This window comes from Rhodoglobus sp. (assembly GCF_053580035.1).
Window position 1 is genome coordinate 965,837 of the sequence record NZ_JBMDVL010000001.1, and the last position, 15,089, is coordinate 980,925.

Genomic DNA, 15,089 nt, shown 5'->3' on the forward strand with positions numbered 1-15,089 from the left:
CGTTTCAGCTTAAGGAAACGTGAATGTCTGGTTCAGTCAACATCACCTCGGCCACCGCCGATCCCGCTCTGCTCGATCTTCCGTGGGAGTTGCCGCTAGAGCTATGGCCGGATGATGCAATCGCCACCCTCCCCAAGGGCATCTCTCGACACTTGGTGCGGTTCGCGAACCTCTCGGGGTACATCGTTGCTATCAAAGAGACATCGAGCGAGCTGGCCAAACGCGAGTACGACATGTTGCGCACTCTGCAGAAGCTCGATGTTCCGTGCGTTGACCCCCTTGCGATCATCACCAACCGCACGGCAAGCGACGGCGAAGAACTCAAGTCGGTGCTTGTCACTCGCCACTTGCGCTTTTCGCTCCCCTACCGTGCCGTTTACTCCCAGAGTCTGCGCCCTGAGACCGCTCGTCGTTTGGTTGATGCGCTGGCAGTGCTGCTGGTTCGTCTTCACATCGTCGGTTTCTTCTGGGGCGATGTCTCACTCTCCAACACGCTCTTCCGTCGGGATGCCGGCGCCTTCGCCGCCTACCTCGTGGATGCTGAAACCGGTCAGCTGTACGACCGGCTTTCGAACGGTCAACGTGAGAACGACCTCGAGATCGGTCGAGTGAATATCGCGGGCGAACTCTTCGATTTGCAGGCAGGTGGTCGGCTCGAGGAAGACATTGATCCGATCGAGATCAGCAACGGAATTGTCGCGCAGTACCGCACACTGTGGCAGGAGCTCACTGGCTCGGAGCGATTCGACCACTCTGAGCGTTGGCGCATCAACCAGCGCGTCGAACGACTCAACGCGCTGGGCTTCGATATCGAAGAACTTGCCATCAAAACCGAAGATTCGGGAACTCGAGTGCGCATCCAGCCCAAGGTTGTGGACGCCGGTCACCATTCACGTCGTCTCTTGCGTCTGACGGGTCTTGATGCCCAAGAAAACCAAGCGCGCCGTTTGCTGAACGATATGGATTCGTACCGTGCAGCATTCGATAAGCAGGACATGGACGAAGAGATGCTGGCGCATGAGTGGGCCGCGCGAGTCTTTGAGCCCGTGATCCGTGCTATTCCTAAGTCCCTACGGGGAAAGCTCGAACCTGCTGAAATTTTTCACCAACTGCTCGATCACCGTCGTCAGCTCGCCCAAGATTCAGGTCACGACATCCCACTGGCTGAAGCTGTGGGTAGCTACGTCGAAAACGTGCTGCAGTTCCGACGTGACGAAGCAACGATGATCAACCCTCCAACGGGGGCATTCACTTCGCCCATCTCCATTGCCGTCACCACAGGGGCCGATGAGGACGATGATGACGACGAAGGCGATAGCGAGGATTGGCGCCTCAAGGTCTAGCCGGGCTTAACCACGACTACGAAAGTAGCTGCTCAAGACCGCGCCCTGTCACGTGTTCAAAGACAAGGTTCGTTTCGGTGTGAGAAACAGCCGGATGACTCGCCAGATAGGTGAGCATAAAGTCACGCAACTCGGCTGCGCTGTGAGCGGCAACGTGCAGCAGGTAATCGTCCGCGCCGCCCGTGTGGAAGAAGGCGAGCACACCTGGCCAGTAGGGCGCCGCGCTGCGAAATGCGTCCACATCTTCTCGCACGTGCTTGACGAGCTTGATCGAGATGAGCGCCTGCACACTCATTCCGAGCTTGGCGACATCAATATCGGCGTGAAAGCCACGCAAGTATCCGTCCTCGTGCAGTCGGCGCAGTCGCTGCGACACTGTGGATTCAGCAACGCCGACCCGTGCCGCGAGTGCCGAGCCCGACATGCGGGCGTTGGTGGCCAAGCTGGCCAAAATCGCCCGATCTATCGAGTCGATCGGCAAAGATTTTTGCTCAGTCACGGTGTCCTCCTTGACCGCAGCTTATGCGAATAACGTCACAATCCGTGAAGAAGCTGCATCGGTAGTTGATTTGTGTCGAATTTTCTGCTGATATCAGAGGATGCTGCCTCACGACATTCGTCTCGAAACCCTTGCTGTTCACGCGGGACTGGAGGGCGTACACGAAAGTGGCCAACACGTTCCCTCCATCGACCTCTCGACCACCAACCCGCTACCCAGCGTTGAGGTCGGCGGAGATTCCTATGAGAACCTCGCCACCGGAAACCCCATCATCGATGGTCATTCCGCTGTCTACCAGCGCCTGTGGCAGCCGGGGGTTGCGCGCTTCGAAGACAGCCTTGCTGCATTGGAGGGCGCGGAGGCCGCCGTGGCGTATGCCAGCGGAATGGCTGCACTCGCTGCAGTACTCATCTCCATTGCCTCCGCTGGCCGCCCCCACGTTGTTGGAGTTCGCCCCCTGTACGGCGGAACCGACCACGTGCTCGACAATGGGCTACTCGGAACGACCGTCACTTGGGCTGATGCTGACTCTATAGCGGATGCCATCCAGGCCGACACCGGACTTGTTGTTATCGAGTCCCCCGCCAACCCCACGCTTGAGTTGGTCGACATCAAGAAGATTGTTGCGGCAGCCGGCACCGTTCCTGTGCTCGTTGACAATACGTTCGCGACTCCAGTGCTCCAGCGTCCCCTCGAGCTCGGTGCCGCAATGGTGCTTCACAGCGCCACCAAGTACCTCGGTGGCCACGGTGACGTCATGGGTGGCGTTATCGCAACAAGCGAGGAACATGCCAAGAGCTTGCGCAACGTTCGCGCCCTCACCGGCGGTGTGCTCCACCCCTTCGCCGCATACCTTCTTCACCGGGGACTTCGCACCCTCCCACTTCGCGTTCGCGCGCAGCAGGAGACTGCCGGAGAACTCGCTCGTCGTCTAGACGGACATCCGGCTCTCGCCCGCGTTCTCTACCCCGGACTCCCCGGTCAAGATCCTGCCGGCCTCATCGGGACTCAGTCGGCAGGCGCTGGCTCGCTCATCGCTCTTGATCTCGCTGGCGGTTACGATGCTGCCGCTAAGTTCACGGAGTCGGTGAAGCTCATCACCCACGCGGTGTCGCTTGGGGGAATCGATACTCTCGTGCAGCATCCGGCATCGCTCACCCACCGCCCGGTCGCTTCTGAAGCGAAGCCGGGTGCGGGGATTGTGCGCATCTCGATCGGCCTTGAACACATCGAGGATCTCATGAACGACATCACCGCCGCCCTCGACGCTGTGACAGGCAAGTAGCCAGGCACACTCGCCTCGCGCAACGCGAAGAGCCGCTGTTCCCGAGGGAACAGCGGCTCTTCTGCGTGGGGGCTGAACTACTTTTTCTTGCGTGCCGCTGCGCGCAGTTTCGAGATTTCGTAGAGCGTGACACTTGCCGCGATACCCGCGTTGAGCGACTCGGTCGCTGCGCTAATCGGGATCGAAACGATCGCATCGCAGTTTTCGGTGACGAGGCGCGACAGGCCCTTGCCTTCGCTACCAACAACGATCAGCACGGGCTCTTTGGCCAGTGGCAATGACGGAAGTGAAACGTCGCCATCACCGTCGAGGCCGAGCACGAAGACGCCGCGCTTCTTGTATTCCTTGATCATTTGCGTGAGGTTGTTTGCCATGGCGACAGGGGTGCGAGCAGCAGCCCCCGCTGACGTCTTCCAGGCGGATGCTGTCATTCCCACGGAACGACGCTGAGGAACGATGACACCTTGGCCACCAAACGCGGCAACCGATCGCACGATCGCGCCGAGGTTGCGCGGGTCGGTAATTCCGTCCAAGGCAACGAGTAGCGGAACTTGCCCGCGCGACTCAACCTTGTCGAGCAGTTCCATGGGGTGCGCGTACTCGTACGGTGGCACTTTGAGGGCGAAGCCCTGGTGCACTGCATCGAAACCCGCGAGGCGGTCGAGTTCTGGACGCATCACTTCGAGCACGGCGAGGTTGCGTGCTGTTGCCAACTTCAGAATCTCTTTGACGCGGTCATCGTATTCGATGCGCGCTGCCATGTAGAGAGTGTGTGCAGGGATCTTGGCTCGCAGTGCTTCGAGCACCGAGTTGCGGCCGGTAACCATCTCAGATTCGTCCGCAGACTTTGCTACCCGCGACCGGCCGGGTTGACTCGGACGCTGTTGGCCGCCCTCAGAGGGCTTGCCACCATTGCGGCGAGTTCCGCCAGCGGCCTCGTAGCGCTCGGCCGCAGCCTTGCGCTTGCCTGCGGGGTGGTACGGACGATCTTCTGCTTTGGGGGTGGGCTTGCGACCTTCGAGAGCTTGACGTCCCTGGCCTCCCGAGCCGACTTGGGGGCCTTTGCGGCCCTTGCGTACCGCTCCTGCGCGGGGTGTGTTAGCTGGGTTTTTCACGAGTGTTGCTCCTGTCGGAAGCGCCGATTATTCACGGCAAGCTCCAATGCGATCCGGTCGAGTCATCCTCTACAGTGATTCCCGCCGCTGATAGTTCATCACGGATTCGGTCCGCTACAGCAAAATCCTTTGCCGAGCGGGCCGTATTGCGATCCTCGATGAGCTTCTCAACCAGTGCTGACAGTGCAGCAACGGCTGGTTCTGAACGATCAGAACCCCATCGTGGATCTAGTGGGTTGATACCCAAGACCTGTGCCATAGCGACCACTTGTGATCGCGCGGTGGCGACTGCCGCGAGATCTCCATCGTCGAGCGCGGCATTGCCTGCTCGAATTGTATCGTGAACAACGGCAAGTGCCTGCGGCACAGCAAGATCGTCATCCATAGCTTCGCCAAAGGCGTCGGGTACCTCATTGGTATTAGCAACATCGAATCGCGTGTCTCGCAGTCGACGTGCCGCGCGTTCGATGAATACTTCAAGGCGCTCGAATGCCGCTTCGGCCTCATCGAGCGAACCATCTGTGTAATCAATTGTCGAGCGGTAGTGGGCAGCCCCAAGAAGGTAGCGGACCACAATCGGTCGTGCCGCATCCAAGAGATCACGTGCAAAAACGGAGTTGCCAAGAGACTTCGACATCTTCTGGCCGTTCACGTTGACCATGCCGTTGTGCACCCAGTGCTTGGCAAAGTCATCGCCAGCAGCGGTTGACTGCGCAAGTTCGTTTTCATGATGGGGGAAGCGCAAATCAAGCCCACCGCCATGGATGTCGAACGCACCGCCCAAATAGCGGCGAGACATGGCAGAGCACTCGATGTGCCAACCCGGGCGCCCGTTGCCCCAGGGTGACGACCATGAGGCAGACTCTGGCTCGGTTGGTTTGCTGCCCTTCCAGAGCGCGAAGTCACGAGGATCACGCTTGGAACGAGGATCAGCGTCGGCGGCGGCAACCATGTCGTCGAGTTTCTGACGCGTCAACTCACCGTAAGTAGGCCACGACTGGGTGTCAAAGTAGACATCCCCTGAGTCATCCGCGGCGGCGTACGCATGGCCGCGCTCAATGAGGGTGTTGATCAACTCGCGCATTTCCGAGATGTTGGCGGTGGCACGAGGCTCATAGGTTGGTGGCAGAATGCCGAGTTCGTTGTAACCAGCGGTGAACTCGAGCTCAATGCGGTAAGCCAGGGCCCACCACTGTTCGGTCGAGCCAGCTGTTGAGGCATCCACTGCCTGATTCAAAATCTTGTCATCGATGTCGGTGACATTGCGCACCAGGGTGACGTCGAGGCCGCGGTAAGTGAGCCAGCGGCGCCAGATGTCGTAGACGAGCGCGGAACGAAGGTGACCGATGTGCGGGGCAGCCTGAACGGTAGGGCCGCACACGTAGATACCTACTTTGCCCGGCTCACGGGGTTCGAGGTCGACGAGGCTGGCACTCCGAGTGTCATACAGGCGAATAGTCACTGACCAAGTTTAGCGACCACTGCTGGGTATTACACGGTTAGCGGCTAGCGCGGGGCGAGAGAGCCCCGCGCTGCAGACAATTACTTTGTGTAGGTGTAGAAACCGCGCCCCGATGCGACTCCGAGGTATCCCTTGTCGATGTACTCGGTCTTGAGCCACTCGGCGAATTTCTTCGTTTTGTCATCGCCGTTAGACATGATGTTGTACGGAGTCATGAGCCCGATGACGTCAAAGATCTGGAACGGCCCCATCGGCGCACCGGTCGCAATGCGCCAGGTATTGTCGACGTCTGCCGGCTCGGCGTAGCCGTCTGCCGCAAGTTCTGCGGCAGCGTTGAGGAAAGGAACGAGCAGCGAGTTGAGGACGTAACCGGCCTTCTCCTTGTGGATGGGAATCGGCACCATCCCGATCTCGGAAGCGAATTCGACGATGGTGTCAAAAACTGCCGGATCGGTGTCGCTGGTACCCATGACCTCTGCGGTGTTGAACTTCCAAATCTGGTTGGCAAAGTGCAGGGCCAAGAACTTGCCAGGACGACCGGTGGAGTCCTTCATATCGCTTGGCAGCAGGGTGGAAGAGTTTGTCGCAAAAATCGTGTGCTCGGGAGCGAGCTTTCCCAGCTCGGAATAGGTTGACTTTTTCAGCTCAAGAATTTCGGGAATCGCTTCAATGACGAGATCGGCGTCCTTGACCGCGTCCGCGAGATCCGAAGAGAACCGTACTCGCCCCAACGCTTCTTGTGCCTTACCGTCTTCAGCCCCAGTGACCTTGTCCTCAACATAGGCATCAACGAGGCCAGCGAAGCGGGAGCGCGCCTTCTCCAATGTCTCGTCATTGATGTCGTAGGCAACGACGGTGAAACCGCTGAAGGCGGTCTGGAATGCGATCTGTGAACCGAGCACACCCGTGCCGAGAATCGTCACGCTCTTAATGCTTGTCATTGTGTCCTTTTTCTCCAGTCCGTCGGTCTGAACCGTTCAGGCCCGCAACTGCGTCTAAACCAAACCATACGCTTCGGTTCTTAGCGTTGGCTTAGTGCACTTTCGTTCGAGTTACCACGATCCGTCGCCACCTACACCGCGAACACTAGTCCCCACGAAACGCAAAAAGGGCCGCACCATAATGGCGCGACCCTTCTTCGAAATCGATTATTCGACTGTAGTGAGCAGCTCTACTAACTCGTCGAGCACGGCATCCGCGCCTTCATCATCCGACGCGATCGTCACTGACTCGCCCTGAGCTACGCCGAGCGAGATTACTGCAAGGATGCTGGCCGCGTTTACGGCCTTGTCGCCCTTAGCAACAGTAATGGCGAAGCCGCTCTTGCTGACCGCCTGGGTGAAGAGCGCAGCGGGGCGGGCATGCAACCCGGAGGGCGAAACGATGGTGGTTGTGCGTTCTGGCATGGTGTCCTCTTTCGAAACGTGGTGACTAGTTGCGGGCACGCACGAGAGCAGTTGCGATTGCCGCCACACCCTCGCCGCGCCCTGTGAAACCAAGTGCATCGGTTGTTGTGCCGGCAACGCTGACGGTCGCGCCAAGAATACCGCTCAAAAGAGCCTCAGCCTCAACTCGGCGACGAGACACTATGGGGTGATTACCGATGATCTGAACCGACACATTGACCACTTCGAAGCCAGCATCGTGCAGCAAGCGCAGTGCTTCGCGCAAGAAAACTTCTCCGTGCGCCTCAGCAAATTGGGGATCGCTAGTACCGAAAACGCTGCCGAGGTCACCAAGGTTGGCAGCGGAGAGGAGCGCATCACACATGGCATGAGAGACAACATCTCCATCACTGTGCCCACGCAGGCCGACCTGATCTGGCCAGTGCAAACCGGCGAGCCAGAGCGGCTTGGTTTCGTCATAGGCATGCACGTCAGTGCCGGTACCGACACGAATGTCTGTTGAAGCCGGCGTCATGAACAGTTGCTCGGCCCGACGCAGTTCCCACGCCGTCGTGATCTTAAACGACAAATGATCTCCTGCAATAACGGATACTGAATGCCCTGCGGCCGCGAATACGGCTGCGTCGTCAGTGAACTCTCCAGTTGCCGCATTATGTGCAGCGACGAGTTGCTCTCTCGGGAACCCTTGCGGTGTTTGAACTGCGGTGAGTTCAGAGCGGTCAACAGTTTCGACAATTTGGCCAATACCGTCGATACGTTTAATGGTGTCGGTGACGGGAAGCCCGGGCACTACACCGGCACCCGAACTGCGCACAGCGGCAACAACCGAATCGAAAATGGCGCTGGGGGTCAACGGGCGCGCTGCATCATGCACGAGCACGACATCCACGGAAGGCTGCAGGTGCGTCAGAGCAGCGACGACTGACGCTTGGCGGGTGGCGCCGCCGACAATGACGGTGGATGCGCGGCCATCGAATCCGGGAACGTCTCTCAATAGCTTCTCGGCAACTTCAACGAACGACGAGGGCACTGTCACGATCACTTGAGCTAGCTCTGCCATGGCAAAGACAGCGTCAAGCGCGCGGCTGAGATTAGGGCGGCCAGCGAGCGGAACGAACGCTTTAGGTTCGCTTCGACCGAGGCGAGTGCCACTCCCAGCCCCTACGACAATTACAGCAATGCGGGGTTCAATAGTTGTGCTCATATGCGAGACAGCAAGCGCCCTAAAAACTTAGGAAGCAAGAACCTCGTCGAGCACAAGCGAAGCCTTTTCTTCGTCAGTCTTCTCAGCAAGAGCAAGCTCTGAGATGAGAATCTGGCGGGCCTTAGCAAGCATGCGCTTCTCTCCTGCAGAGAGACCACGATCTTGGTCACGGCGCCACAGGTCGCGAACAACCTCAGAAACCTTGATGACGTCGCCGGAAGCGAGCTTCTCAAGGTTTGCCTTGTAGCGGCGCGACCAGTTGGTCGGCTCTTCAGTGAACGGTGCGCGAAGCACCTCGAAGACAGCGTCAAGACCCTCGCGACCAATTACGTCGCGAACGCCCACGAGATCAACATTCTCAGCGGGCACTTCGATGGTGAGATCACCCTGCGTTACGTTGAGCTTGAGATAAACCTTCTCTTCGCCCTTAATGGTGCGCTTCTTCACCTCGGTGATGGTTGCAGCACCGTGATGGGGATAAACGACAGTCTCGCCGACCTCAAACAACATGAATAGTGGTCCTCTCGAAGAAAACCCAGTTTATCACAGTAAACACATGGTAAGGGTGGCCTAACTAAACCACTCAGCGCAGCTATCGATAGTATGTCTGTGTGACAGTACGCACTCGCGCAGCACGCGCCGCAGCATCCGCCCTTATCGCCGGCGCTCTCCTTGTGGGCACCGCAGGTTGTTCGTTCATTACGCCAACCGCCACGCTCAATCACTACGACCCCAGCGACGGCATCGGTGCCTCCGTTGGCGAGCTCAAAGTGCGCAACGTGTTGGCGATCAGTAATGATGACAACTCCGCCGTGAGCATCATGGTGACCATCATCAACACGAGCTCATCAAGCGGCAGCCTCCACCTGCAGTACGAAACAGCCGACGGCGAACTCGCCGATATTTCCAAGCCGCTCTCAGGCAACGAGGTCAAGAGCTACGGCACCGAGGTTGACGGCGACACGATCATCATCACCGATGCTGGCGTCATGGCCGGCCAGCTCATGCCGATCTACTTTCAGTACGGCAACGACAGCGGAACTCAGCTTCTCATTCCCGTGATCGCTGGGGACAACGAGATCTATTCCGACCTCGCCCCCGCAAGCTCACTCGGCGAATAGATCAACCGACGTCGCTCGCCTAGTCCTCGAAGCGGTAACCGAGCCCACGAACAGTAACCAGCATTGTGGGCGCCGACGGAGTTTTCTCGATCTTCGAACGGATGCGCTTAATGTGCACGTCGAGTGTCTTGGTGTCGCCGAAATAGTCCGCGCCCCACACACGATCGATCAGCTGACCTCGAGTAAGCACTCGACCGCCATTGCGCAGTAACAGTTCAAGAAGCTCAAACTCCTTTAGCGGCATGCTGACGTCGTGTCCGTCGACAGTGACCGTGTGACGTTCCACATCCATCCGCACTCCCCCGGCTTCGAGAATGGATTCGTGCTCATCAACGTCTTCGGTGCGACGGCGAAGCACGGCGCGGATGCGAGCCAAAAGCTCGCGGGTGGAATAAGGCTTCGTGACGTAGTCGTCCGCTCCGAGTTCGAGGCCGACCACGATGTCCACTTCGCTGTCTTTTGCCGTGAGCATGATGATGGGCACATTAGAGCGGGTGCGGATTTCTCGACACACTTCCGTTCCCGAGAGAGCAGGGAGCATCAAGTCAAGAAGCACAACGTCTGCACCGTTGCGGTCGAACTCGGTGAGGGCAGCTAGCCCGTCCTCAGCAATTGTCGTTTCGTAGCCTTCACGCTCCAGGAGAAACGCTAGGGGTTCGCTGAGCGATGACTCATCTTCGACAATCAGAATTCGGGTCATGATTTTTCTCCTGTTGAGTGAACTACGTCGTGGTCGATTTCGGGCAATCGAATAGTGAAAGTTGAACCTTGGCCGACTTGTGACCACACGCGGATGTCTCCACCGTGGTTTTGGACAACATGTTTGGCAATACTGAGCCCGAGCCCGCTGCCACCCGTGTGCCTGCTGCGTGCTGGATCGCTGCGATAGAAACGTTCAAACACTCTGTCGAGCTCATCTTCGGGAATCCCCAGACCTTGGTCGGTGACTGAAATCTCGATGGCACCCTCTTTGCGGCGCACCCCGATCCCGACTCGAGTGTTCTCCGGCGAGTACTGCACGGCATTCGAGATGAGGTTGTCGAGGGCAAGAACGAGGAGGGTTTCGTCACCAAATACTTCGACGCCGCTTTCTCCGCCACTGATAAGAGAAACGCGGCTGAGGTCGGCGACAACACGATTCTGATCGATCGCGACCGAGACGACGTGATCGATGTCTACGGACTCGGCCTCTGCAAGCCCGTCAGCGGACTGCAATCGCGAGAGCTCAATGATCTCTTGCGTGATGCGTGCAAGCCGCTGAGATTCCTTCGTGAGCCTCTTGGCAAAACGAGTGACCTGCTCCGGCTCGTCTGATGCGCTGACGAGAGCCTCTGCGAGCAATCCGACGGCACCGATCGGCGTTTTGAGCTCGTGGCTGATGTTCGCCACAAAGTCTCGCCGCACATTATCGAGGCGGTACGACTCGGTGCGGTCTTCGGCCAGCAAGAGGACGTACCGCGTGCCGAGCCGAGCAACACGAACAAAGAGATAAATGTTTGCATCACCAAATGGACCCCGCGATAGGTGCACTTCTTGAGCAATTGGCTCACCGGTGCGCCGCACTTGATCAACATATTCAACAAGCTCTGGATGCACGAGCGCGTGGTTCCACACCAAACCGTAGGTCAGCGCGGCGTGCGATGCCTTCATGATGTTGTTTGACGGGTCGAGCACGATTCCCGCGGATTCCAGCGCATCAATGACCTGATCGACGCCATCCGGCACCGCGGAAGACACCACGTGGGCAGCCCGCTGACCGCGTCGCGCGGCCGCATAAATGATGAAGGACATACCTCCGCCGAGAAATACCCCAAAAGCGAGGGCGGCCGGCACGAGCCACGCAGAGTCCATAGCGACTAGATTAGTTACATCTGGAGCATTCACTTGCCGCGAGTTCGCGACGAGTGCTCACTTCAGATAAAGTTCAGGCCGCCAACACCTGTTGTTAACCTAACGCGGGCAGGGTGGCCTAAGCCGTGCGGGCTTCGTCATGCCCGTATCGAAGGGACGTAGATAGCGTGCGCGAAGTATTTCAGCAAGAACTACGCGAGGTGCAAGACCGCCTTGTCGAAATTGCCAGCCTGGTGGCTGTCTCAATTGAGAACGCCACTAAAGCATTTAATGAATCAGATGTCTCACTCGCCGAAACGGTGATCGCAGATGACGATGAAATTGATGTTGCAGCGGCAGAACTCGACGAGCTGGCGATTAACATCCTCGCTCGTCAACAACCAGTCGCCCGCGACTTGAGAATTGTGGTGAGCGCTTTGCGCATCAGCGCATCACTTGAGCGCATGGGTGACATGGCCGAGCACATCGCTCAGCTAGCGCGGTACCGATTCCCCGACAAGGTGGTGCCCAAGTCTTTGCGTGGCACATTCGCCGAACTCGGTGCACTCGACGTTGCGGTTGCCAAAAAACTCGTCGAGCTGCTCAAGCATGAAGATGTGCGCATTGCCGAAGAGATTCGCAATGACGACGACAAGATCGACGCTCTGCACTTGAGCGTGTTCGACAAGGTGCTCGGCGAGACCTGGAAGGGCGCAGCGGTCGATACCGTTGATGCCACTCTGGCTTCGCGTTACCACGAGCGTTTCGCAGACCACGCGGTCTCGATTGCCAAAAAGGTGCAGTACCTCGCCACAGGCGACTGGGTGCCGACAGACGACTAACGTCGCCTCACAACGCAAGAAGCCCCGACGAGATTCGATCTCGTCGGGGCTTCTTGCGTAGGAGCTAGTGGCAGTGAATTACTTGGCTACTTCTTGCCCTGCGACGCAACAGCTGCCGCTCCGGCAGCCGCCGCCTCCGGGTCGAGATAGTAGGCGGGTTTGATTGGCATGAAGTTGTCGTCGAGTTCGTAAACCAACGGAATTCCGGTGGGAATGTTGAGGCTAGCGATGTCGTCATCCGAGATGCCGTCGAGGTGCTTCACTAGCGCGCGCAGCGAGTTGCCGTGGGCGGTAACGAGCACTGTCTTGCCTGCTGCGAGATCCTTGGTGATGTCGGATTCCCAGTAGGGCAGCATGCGGTCGATAACGATCTTGAGGCTTTCGGTGCGAGGAACCTCACCATCGATGCCCTCGTAGCGACGCTCGTGCACTTGGCTGTATTCAGCGTCGTCTGCGAGCTCGGGTGGCGGTACGTCAAAGCTGCGGCGCCAGGTCATGAACTTTTCTTCGCCAAACTCTTCAAGGGTCTGGGCTTTGTCTTTGCCCTGAAGCGCGCCGTAGTGGCGCTCGTTGAGTCGCCATGAGCGCTTAACGGGAAGCCAGTCGAGGTCTGCAACCTCAAGGGCAATGTTTGCGGTGTGGATCGCTCGCTTCAACAGCGATGTGTAGAGCACGTCTGGCTGCTTGTCGAACGCGGCAATCATTTCGCCGGCGCGGTTAGCTTCGCCTCGACCTTGATCGGTGAGCCCGACATCCACCCATCCGGTGAAAAGGTTCTTCTGGTTCCATTCGGAGTTGCCGTGGCGCAACAAAATCAGGGTGTGAGTCATGCGTCAAGCGTACCGAGAATCGAGGGATGCCGCTGCTAGCGCTTGACCGCTCCGAGGCGGGGAAGGCGCGGAACGTTGGCTTCGGCTCCAGCGTCAGAAGGCACGATTACTTCTTGCGCTGCCGAAATTTCGCCGACGTCGGAGGCTACAGCGAGCGTTTCTGCGGCATCCACTCCCCGTTTGATCGTGGCGAGTGCAATGGGGCCGAGCTCAAAGTGGCGGGCAGCTGCGGTGACGGTGCCTACAGTCTTCTCGCCAAGCATGACATCGGCGCCAGCTTCGGGCAACGCACCCTCTGAACCGTCAAGGTGCAGCATGACAAGGCGGCGAGGAGGATGACCAAGATTGTGCACCTTGGCGACGGTCTCTTGGCCCCGATAGCACCCCTTATTGAGGTGCACTGCAGAGCGCATCCAATCAAGTTCGTGCGGAATGCTGCGCTCGTCGACGTCTGTGCTGAATCGTGGTCGCCAGGCAGCGATGCGCAGGGCTTCCAATGCGAGAGAACCGGCGGCAGCGAACTGGCCCAAATCGGTGCCGGCGGCAACGAGGGATTCGCGGTAATTCCACTGGGCTGCAGGATGATTCTCGGCCCGAGAGTATTGGTGACCTCCACGAGAAACGCTCGCCCACGGGTCGTTCCACACCAAGCTGATGCCATTCGACTCCGCAACGGGAATGGCGAGCTCGCCGAAACTTCCGATGGTCATAAAGTCAGCGCTGCGGTCGGCGATCTCGACACGAAGCATGAAACGCATACGGTCGAGCCACTTGGCGAGTGCTTCACCTTCAGACCCGTCGACGAGTAACCACAGAGTTTCCGAATCATCGACGACCCGCATAGCGTGTTCGATGCGGCCGTTGGGGTTCAGTAGCAGTGTTTCGGCACTCTCCCCCGCGGCAAGGCCGGTGAGAGATTGAGTAGTGAGGGAATCGAGCCAAGTCAGCCGGTCTGGACCGGTGATCGTGATAACGGCGCGATCGGCTAACTCGACAACAGACTCACCAGCGGCGAGCGCACGCTGCTCGCCAAACGGATTGCCATAGTGCTCAGGTGGTTCTCCCACAGCACCGGGCCGGGAAGTGAAAGTACTATTCGACACGAGTGAGCCGTCCTGATGCGTGGTTGCGAAGGTCTTGACCGTGGGCTGCGATATCCCACGCCCATAGTAGGTGAGCATCCACGAGCCCATAGAGGCGCGTCGCTGCCGTGTATTCCTTGGCGCTCTCGGTTCGCATGACCGCATCTGTCGCCAAATCGATGCGCGGACCAGCGACTTCGCCAATATAAATCTCGCTAATGCCGCTGGGATGCACGATCGACACTTCGATCTCGAAGCCGCCTGTCGGGGTGCGCAAGGTTTCGACTTGCTCAGCTGTTGTGAACGGCTGCGTGCCGACAGCCGGGAGGAGACCCGGGCCCGGATCACCGTCTGTCGCACCGCGACGCAATCGCCAATAACCAGTTTCGGTTACGAAGGGAGTGTGACTCTCATCAAGCAACCACGTGTAGGAGTTGTAGTTGAGATGGGGAAGGCCATCCTGCGTAAAGCTGATGCGCTGGCCAAACTCGACGCTGCGCGTCTCATCCCCAATAGCGTAATCGACGACACCAGTGCCCTCCCACAGGCCAATAAGCCAGGAAAGTGGGGCAAGTTCGGCTGCGCCGGAGGTGTCTAGCTCGATCACAATTCGGCGCGGCTAGCGCTGGCCGCGAAACAGGTTGTAGACCACGACGACCGACACGTAGCCGATCGACAGCGTCGCGAGACCGAGAAGTCCGACGAAGAAGAGCTCAAGTGCGAGAAGCATGTACTAATCCTATCTCTGTGCAGCGCATCCGCACTAAATGAGGGCGAAAATTGCTGTAGCGGCGGCGACTATTGCCAGCGCGCCGACCATGCTGGCCGTTGCCCGGGCAACGAAACGTTCTTTGCGCTGAATGGCGATCTGAATCACAAACGTCAGCACAACGGCACCGGCCAGAGTGATTGCCAACCAAGTGATCCGCATGTGTGGCGCAGCAACAGCGCCGATGATGATCGCACCGGTAAGGCTCAATACCCACACCGGAACTACGCTCCACTTTAGCCAACTCATACCTCTATCGTATCTAGCTCGCGCCGGCCGGCACGCGTTCAGCGGCAGGTAG

General features: G+C 58.5%; 17 protein-coding genes. 4 read left to right on the top strand and 13 right to left on the bottom strand.

The window, feature by feature from the left end; all coding sequences use genetic code 11:
• Positions 1 to 23: 23 nt before the first annotated feature.
• The gene (locus ACOH1Z_RS04775) at positions 24 to 1,343 is read left to right on the top strand and encodes a DUF4032 domain-containing protein (protein ID WP_449647321.1); all 1,320 of its coding nucleotides are present in this window, start codon (positions 24 to 26) and stop codon (positions 1,341 to 1,343) included.
• 16 nt (positions 1,344 to 1,359) lie between these two features.
• On the opposite strand, the gene ACOH1Z_RS04780 is transcribed toward ACOH1Z_RS04775, so the two are convergent.
• Positions 1,360 to 1,842, bottom strand: a complete 483-nt coding sequence (locus ACOH1Z_RS04780) for an Lrp/AsnC family transcriptional regulator (protein ID WP_449647322.1) — start codon at positions 1,840 to 1,842, stop codon at positions 1,360 to 1,362.
• A gap of 100 nt (positions 1,843 to 1,942) precedes the next feature.
• Here ACOH1Z_RS04780 and ACOH1Z_RS04785 point away from each other — a divergent pair, with 100 nt between their 5' ends.
• Positions 1,943 to 3,127 carry a trans-sulfuration enzyme family protein gene (locus ACOH1Z_RS04785; RefSeq protein WP_449647323.1) on the top strand — a complete coding sequence of 395 codons (1,185 nt, stop codon included), beginning with the start codon at positions 1,943 to 1,945 and terminating at the stop codon, positions 3,125 to 3,127.
• Positions 3,128 to 3,204: 77 nt separating this feature from the next.
• On the opposite strand, the gene rlmB is transcribed toward ACOH1Z_RS04785, so the two are convergent.
• The 6 genes from rlmB to ACOH1Z_RS04815 all read right to left on the bottom strand — a co-directional run bounded on the left by rlmB (position 3,205) and on the right by ACOH1Z_RS04815 (position 8,824).
• Positions 3,205 to 4,242: a 23S rRNA (guanosine(2251)-2'-O)-methyltransferase RlmB gene (gene rlmB, locus ACOH1Z_RS04790; protein WP_449647324.1), complete on the bottom strand. Its 1,038-nt coding sequence runs from the start codon at positions 4,240 to 4,242 to the stop codon at positions 3,205 to 3,207.
• A 31-nt stretch (positions 4,243 to 4,273) separates the two neighbouring features.
• Positions 4,274 to 5,704, bottom strand: a complete 1,431-nt coding sequence (gene cysS / locus ACOH1Z_RS04795) for a cysteine--tRNA ligase (RefSeq protein WP_449647325.1) — start codon at positions 5,702 to 5,704, stop codon at positions 4,274 to 4,276.
• 80 nt (positions 5,705 to 5,784) lie between these two features.
• Positions 5,785 to 6,645, bottom strand: coding sequence for a 3-hydroxyacyl-CoA dehydrogenase (locus tag ACOH1Z_RS04800; RefSeq protein ID WP_449647326.1), 861 nt, complete (start codon positions 6,643 to 6,645; stop codon positions 5,785 to 5,787).
• Between the two features lie 207 nt (positions 6,646 to 6,852).
• Complete coding sequence (locus tag ACOH1Z_RS04805; protein WP_449647327.1) at positions 6,853 to 7,110, bottom strand: HPr family phosphocarrier protein; 258 nt, start codon at positions 7,108 to 7,110, stop codon at positions 6,853 to 6,855.
• Between the two features lie 25 nt (positions 7,111 to 7,135).
• Complete coding sequence (ispD, locus tag ACOH1Z_RS04810; protein ID WP_449647328.1) at positions 7,136 to 8,314, bottom strand: 2-C-methyl-D-erythritol 4-phosphate cytidylyltransferase; 1,179 nt, start codon at positions 8,312 to 8,314, stop codon at positions 7,136 to 7,138.
• Between the two features lie 27 nt (positions 8,315 to 8,341).
• Positions 8,342 to 8,824, bottom strand: coding sequence for a CarD family transcriptional regulator (locus ACOH1Z_RS04815; protein ID WP_449625291.1), 483 nt, complete (start codon positions 8,822 to 8,824; stop codon positions 8,342 to 8,344).
• Positions 8,825 to 8,925: 101 nt separating this feature from the next.
• Here ACOH1Z_RS04815 and ACOH1Z_RS04820 point away from each other — a divergent pair, with 101 nt between their 5' ends.
• Complete coding sequence (locus ACOH1Z_RS04820; RefSeq protein ID WP_449647329.1) at positions 8,926 to 9,435, top strand: hypothetical protein; 510 nt, start codon at positions 8,926 to 8,928, stop codon at positions 9,433 to 9,435.
• Positions 9,436 to 9,454: 19 nt separating this feature from the next.
• Here ACOH1Z_RS04820 and ACOH1Z_RS04825 read toward each other — a convergent pair whose 3' ends face one another.
• Together ACOH1Z_RS04825 and ACOH1Z_RS04830 are read right to left on the bottom strand one after the other, a co-directional pair.
• Entirely contained in the window at positions 9,455 to 10,135 is a 681-nt protein-coding gene (locus ACOH1Z_RS04825) for a response regulator (RefSeq protein WP_449647330.1), read from the bottom strand.
• Entirely contained in the window at positions 10,132 to 11,286 is a 1,155-nt protein-coding gene (locus tag ACOH1Z_RS04830; RefSeq protein WP_449647331.1) for a sensor histidine kinase, read from the bottom strand. Before ACOH1Z_RS04830 ends, ACOH1Z_RS04825 begins: the two co-directional genes overlap by 4 nt.
• A 167-nt stretch (positions 11,287 to 11,453) precedes the next feature.
• On the opposite strand from ACOH1Z_RS04830, the gene phoU reads away from it, so the two are divergent.
• On the top strand, positions 11,454 to 12,107 hold the full coding sequence (phoU, locus tag ACOH1Z_RS04835) for a phosphate signaling complex protein PhoU (protein WP_449647332.1): 654 nt from the start codon (positions 11,454 to 11,456) through the stop codon (positions 12,105 to 12,107).
• An 86-nt stretch (positions 12,108 to 12,193) separates the two neighbouring features.
• Here the strand turns inward: phoU and ACOH1Z_RS04840 are convergent, their stop codons facing one another.
• The 4 genes from ACOH1Z_RS04840 to ACOH1Z_RS04855 form a co-directional block, all read right to left on the bottom strand.
• Positions 12,194 to 12,937 (bottom strand): phosphoglyceromutase, encoded by a 744-nt coding sequence (locus tag ACOH1Z_RS04840; protein ID WP_449647333.1) that lies wholly within the window; start codon positions 12,935 to 12,937, stop codon positions 12,194 to 12,196.
• Between the two features lie 35 nt (positions 12,938 to 12,972).
• Entirely contained in the window at positions 12,973 to 14,040 is a 1,068-nt protein-coding gene (ygfZ, locus tag ACOH1Z_RS04845; RefSeq protein WP_449647334.1) for a CAF17-like 4Fe-4S cluster assembly/insertion protein YgfZ, read from the bottom strand.
• On the bottom strand, positions 14,030 to 14,626 hold the full coding sequence (locus tag ACOH1Z_RS04850) for a heme-binding beta-barrel domain-containing protein (RefSeq protein ID WP_449647335.1): 597 nt from the start codon (positions 14,624 to 14,626) through the stop codon (positions 14,030 to 14,032). Before ACOH1Z_RS04850 ends, ygfZ begins: the two co-directional genes overlap by 11 nt.
• Before the next feature lie 156 nt (positions 14,627 to 14,782).
• Positions 14,783 to 15,037: a hypothetical protein gene (locus ACOH1Z_RS04855; protein WP_449647336.1), complete on the bottom strand. Its 255-nt coding sequence runs from the start codon at positions 15,035 to 15,037 to the stop codon at positions 14,783 to 14,785.
• Positions 15,038 to 15,089: the final 52 nt, after the last annotated feature.

Coding starts and splice junctions, on each gene's coding strand:
- ACOH1Z_RS04775 (WP_449647321.1), top strand. CDS start 24: ATGTCTGGTTCAGTCAACATCACCTCGGCCACCGCCGATCCCGCTCTG.
- ACOH1Z_RS04815 (WP_449625291.1), bottom strand. CDS start 8,824: ATGTTGTTTGAGGTCGGCGAGACTGTCGTTTATCCCCATCACGGTGCT.
- ACOH1Z_RS04785 (WP_449647323.1), top strand. CDS start 1,943: ATGCTGCCTCACGACATTCGTCTCGAAACCCTTGCTGTTCACGCGGGA.
- ACOH1Z_RS04840 (WP_449647333.1), bottom strand. CDS start 12,937: ATGACTCACACCCTGATTTTGTTGCGCCACGGCAACTCCGAATGGAAC.
- ACOH1Z_RS04805 (WP_449647327.1), bottom strand. CDS start 7,110: ATGCCAGAACGCACAACCACCATCGTTTCGCCCTCCGGGTTGCATGCC.
- ispD (WP_449647328.1), bottom strand. CDS start 8,314: ATGAGCACAACTATTGAACCCCGCATTGCTGTAATTGTCGTAGGGGCT.
- ACOH1Z_RS04800 (WP_449647326.1), bottom strand. CDS start 6,645: ATGACAAGCATTAAGAGCGTGACGATTCTCGGCACGGGTGTGCTCGGT.
- ACOH1Z_RS04830 (WP_449647331.1), bottom strand. CDS start 11,286: ATGGACTCTGCGTGGCTCGTGCCGGCCGCCCTCGCTTTTGGGGTATTT.
- ACOH1Z_RS04825 (WP_449647330.1), bottom strand. CDS start 10,135: ATGACCCGAATTCTGATTGTCGAAGATGAGTCATCGCTCAGCGAACCC.
- ACOH1Z_RS04855 (WP_449647336.1), bottom strand. CDS start 15,037: ATGAGTTGGCTAAAGTGGAGCGTAGTTCCGGTGTGGGTATTGAGCCTT.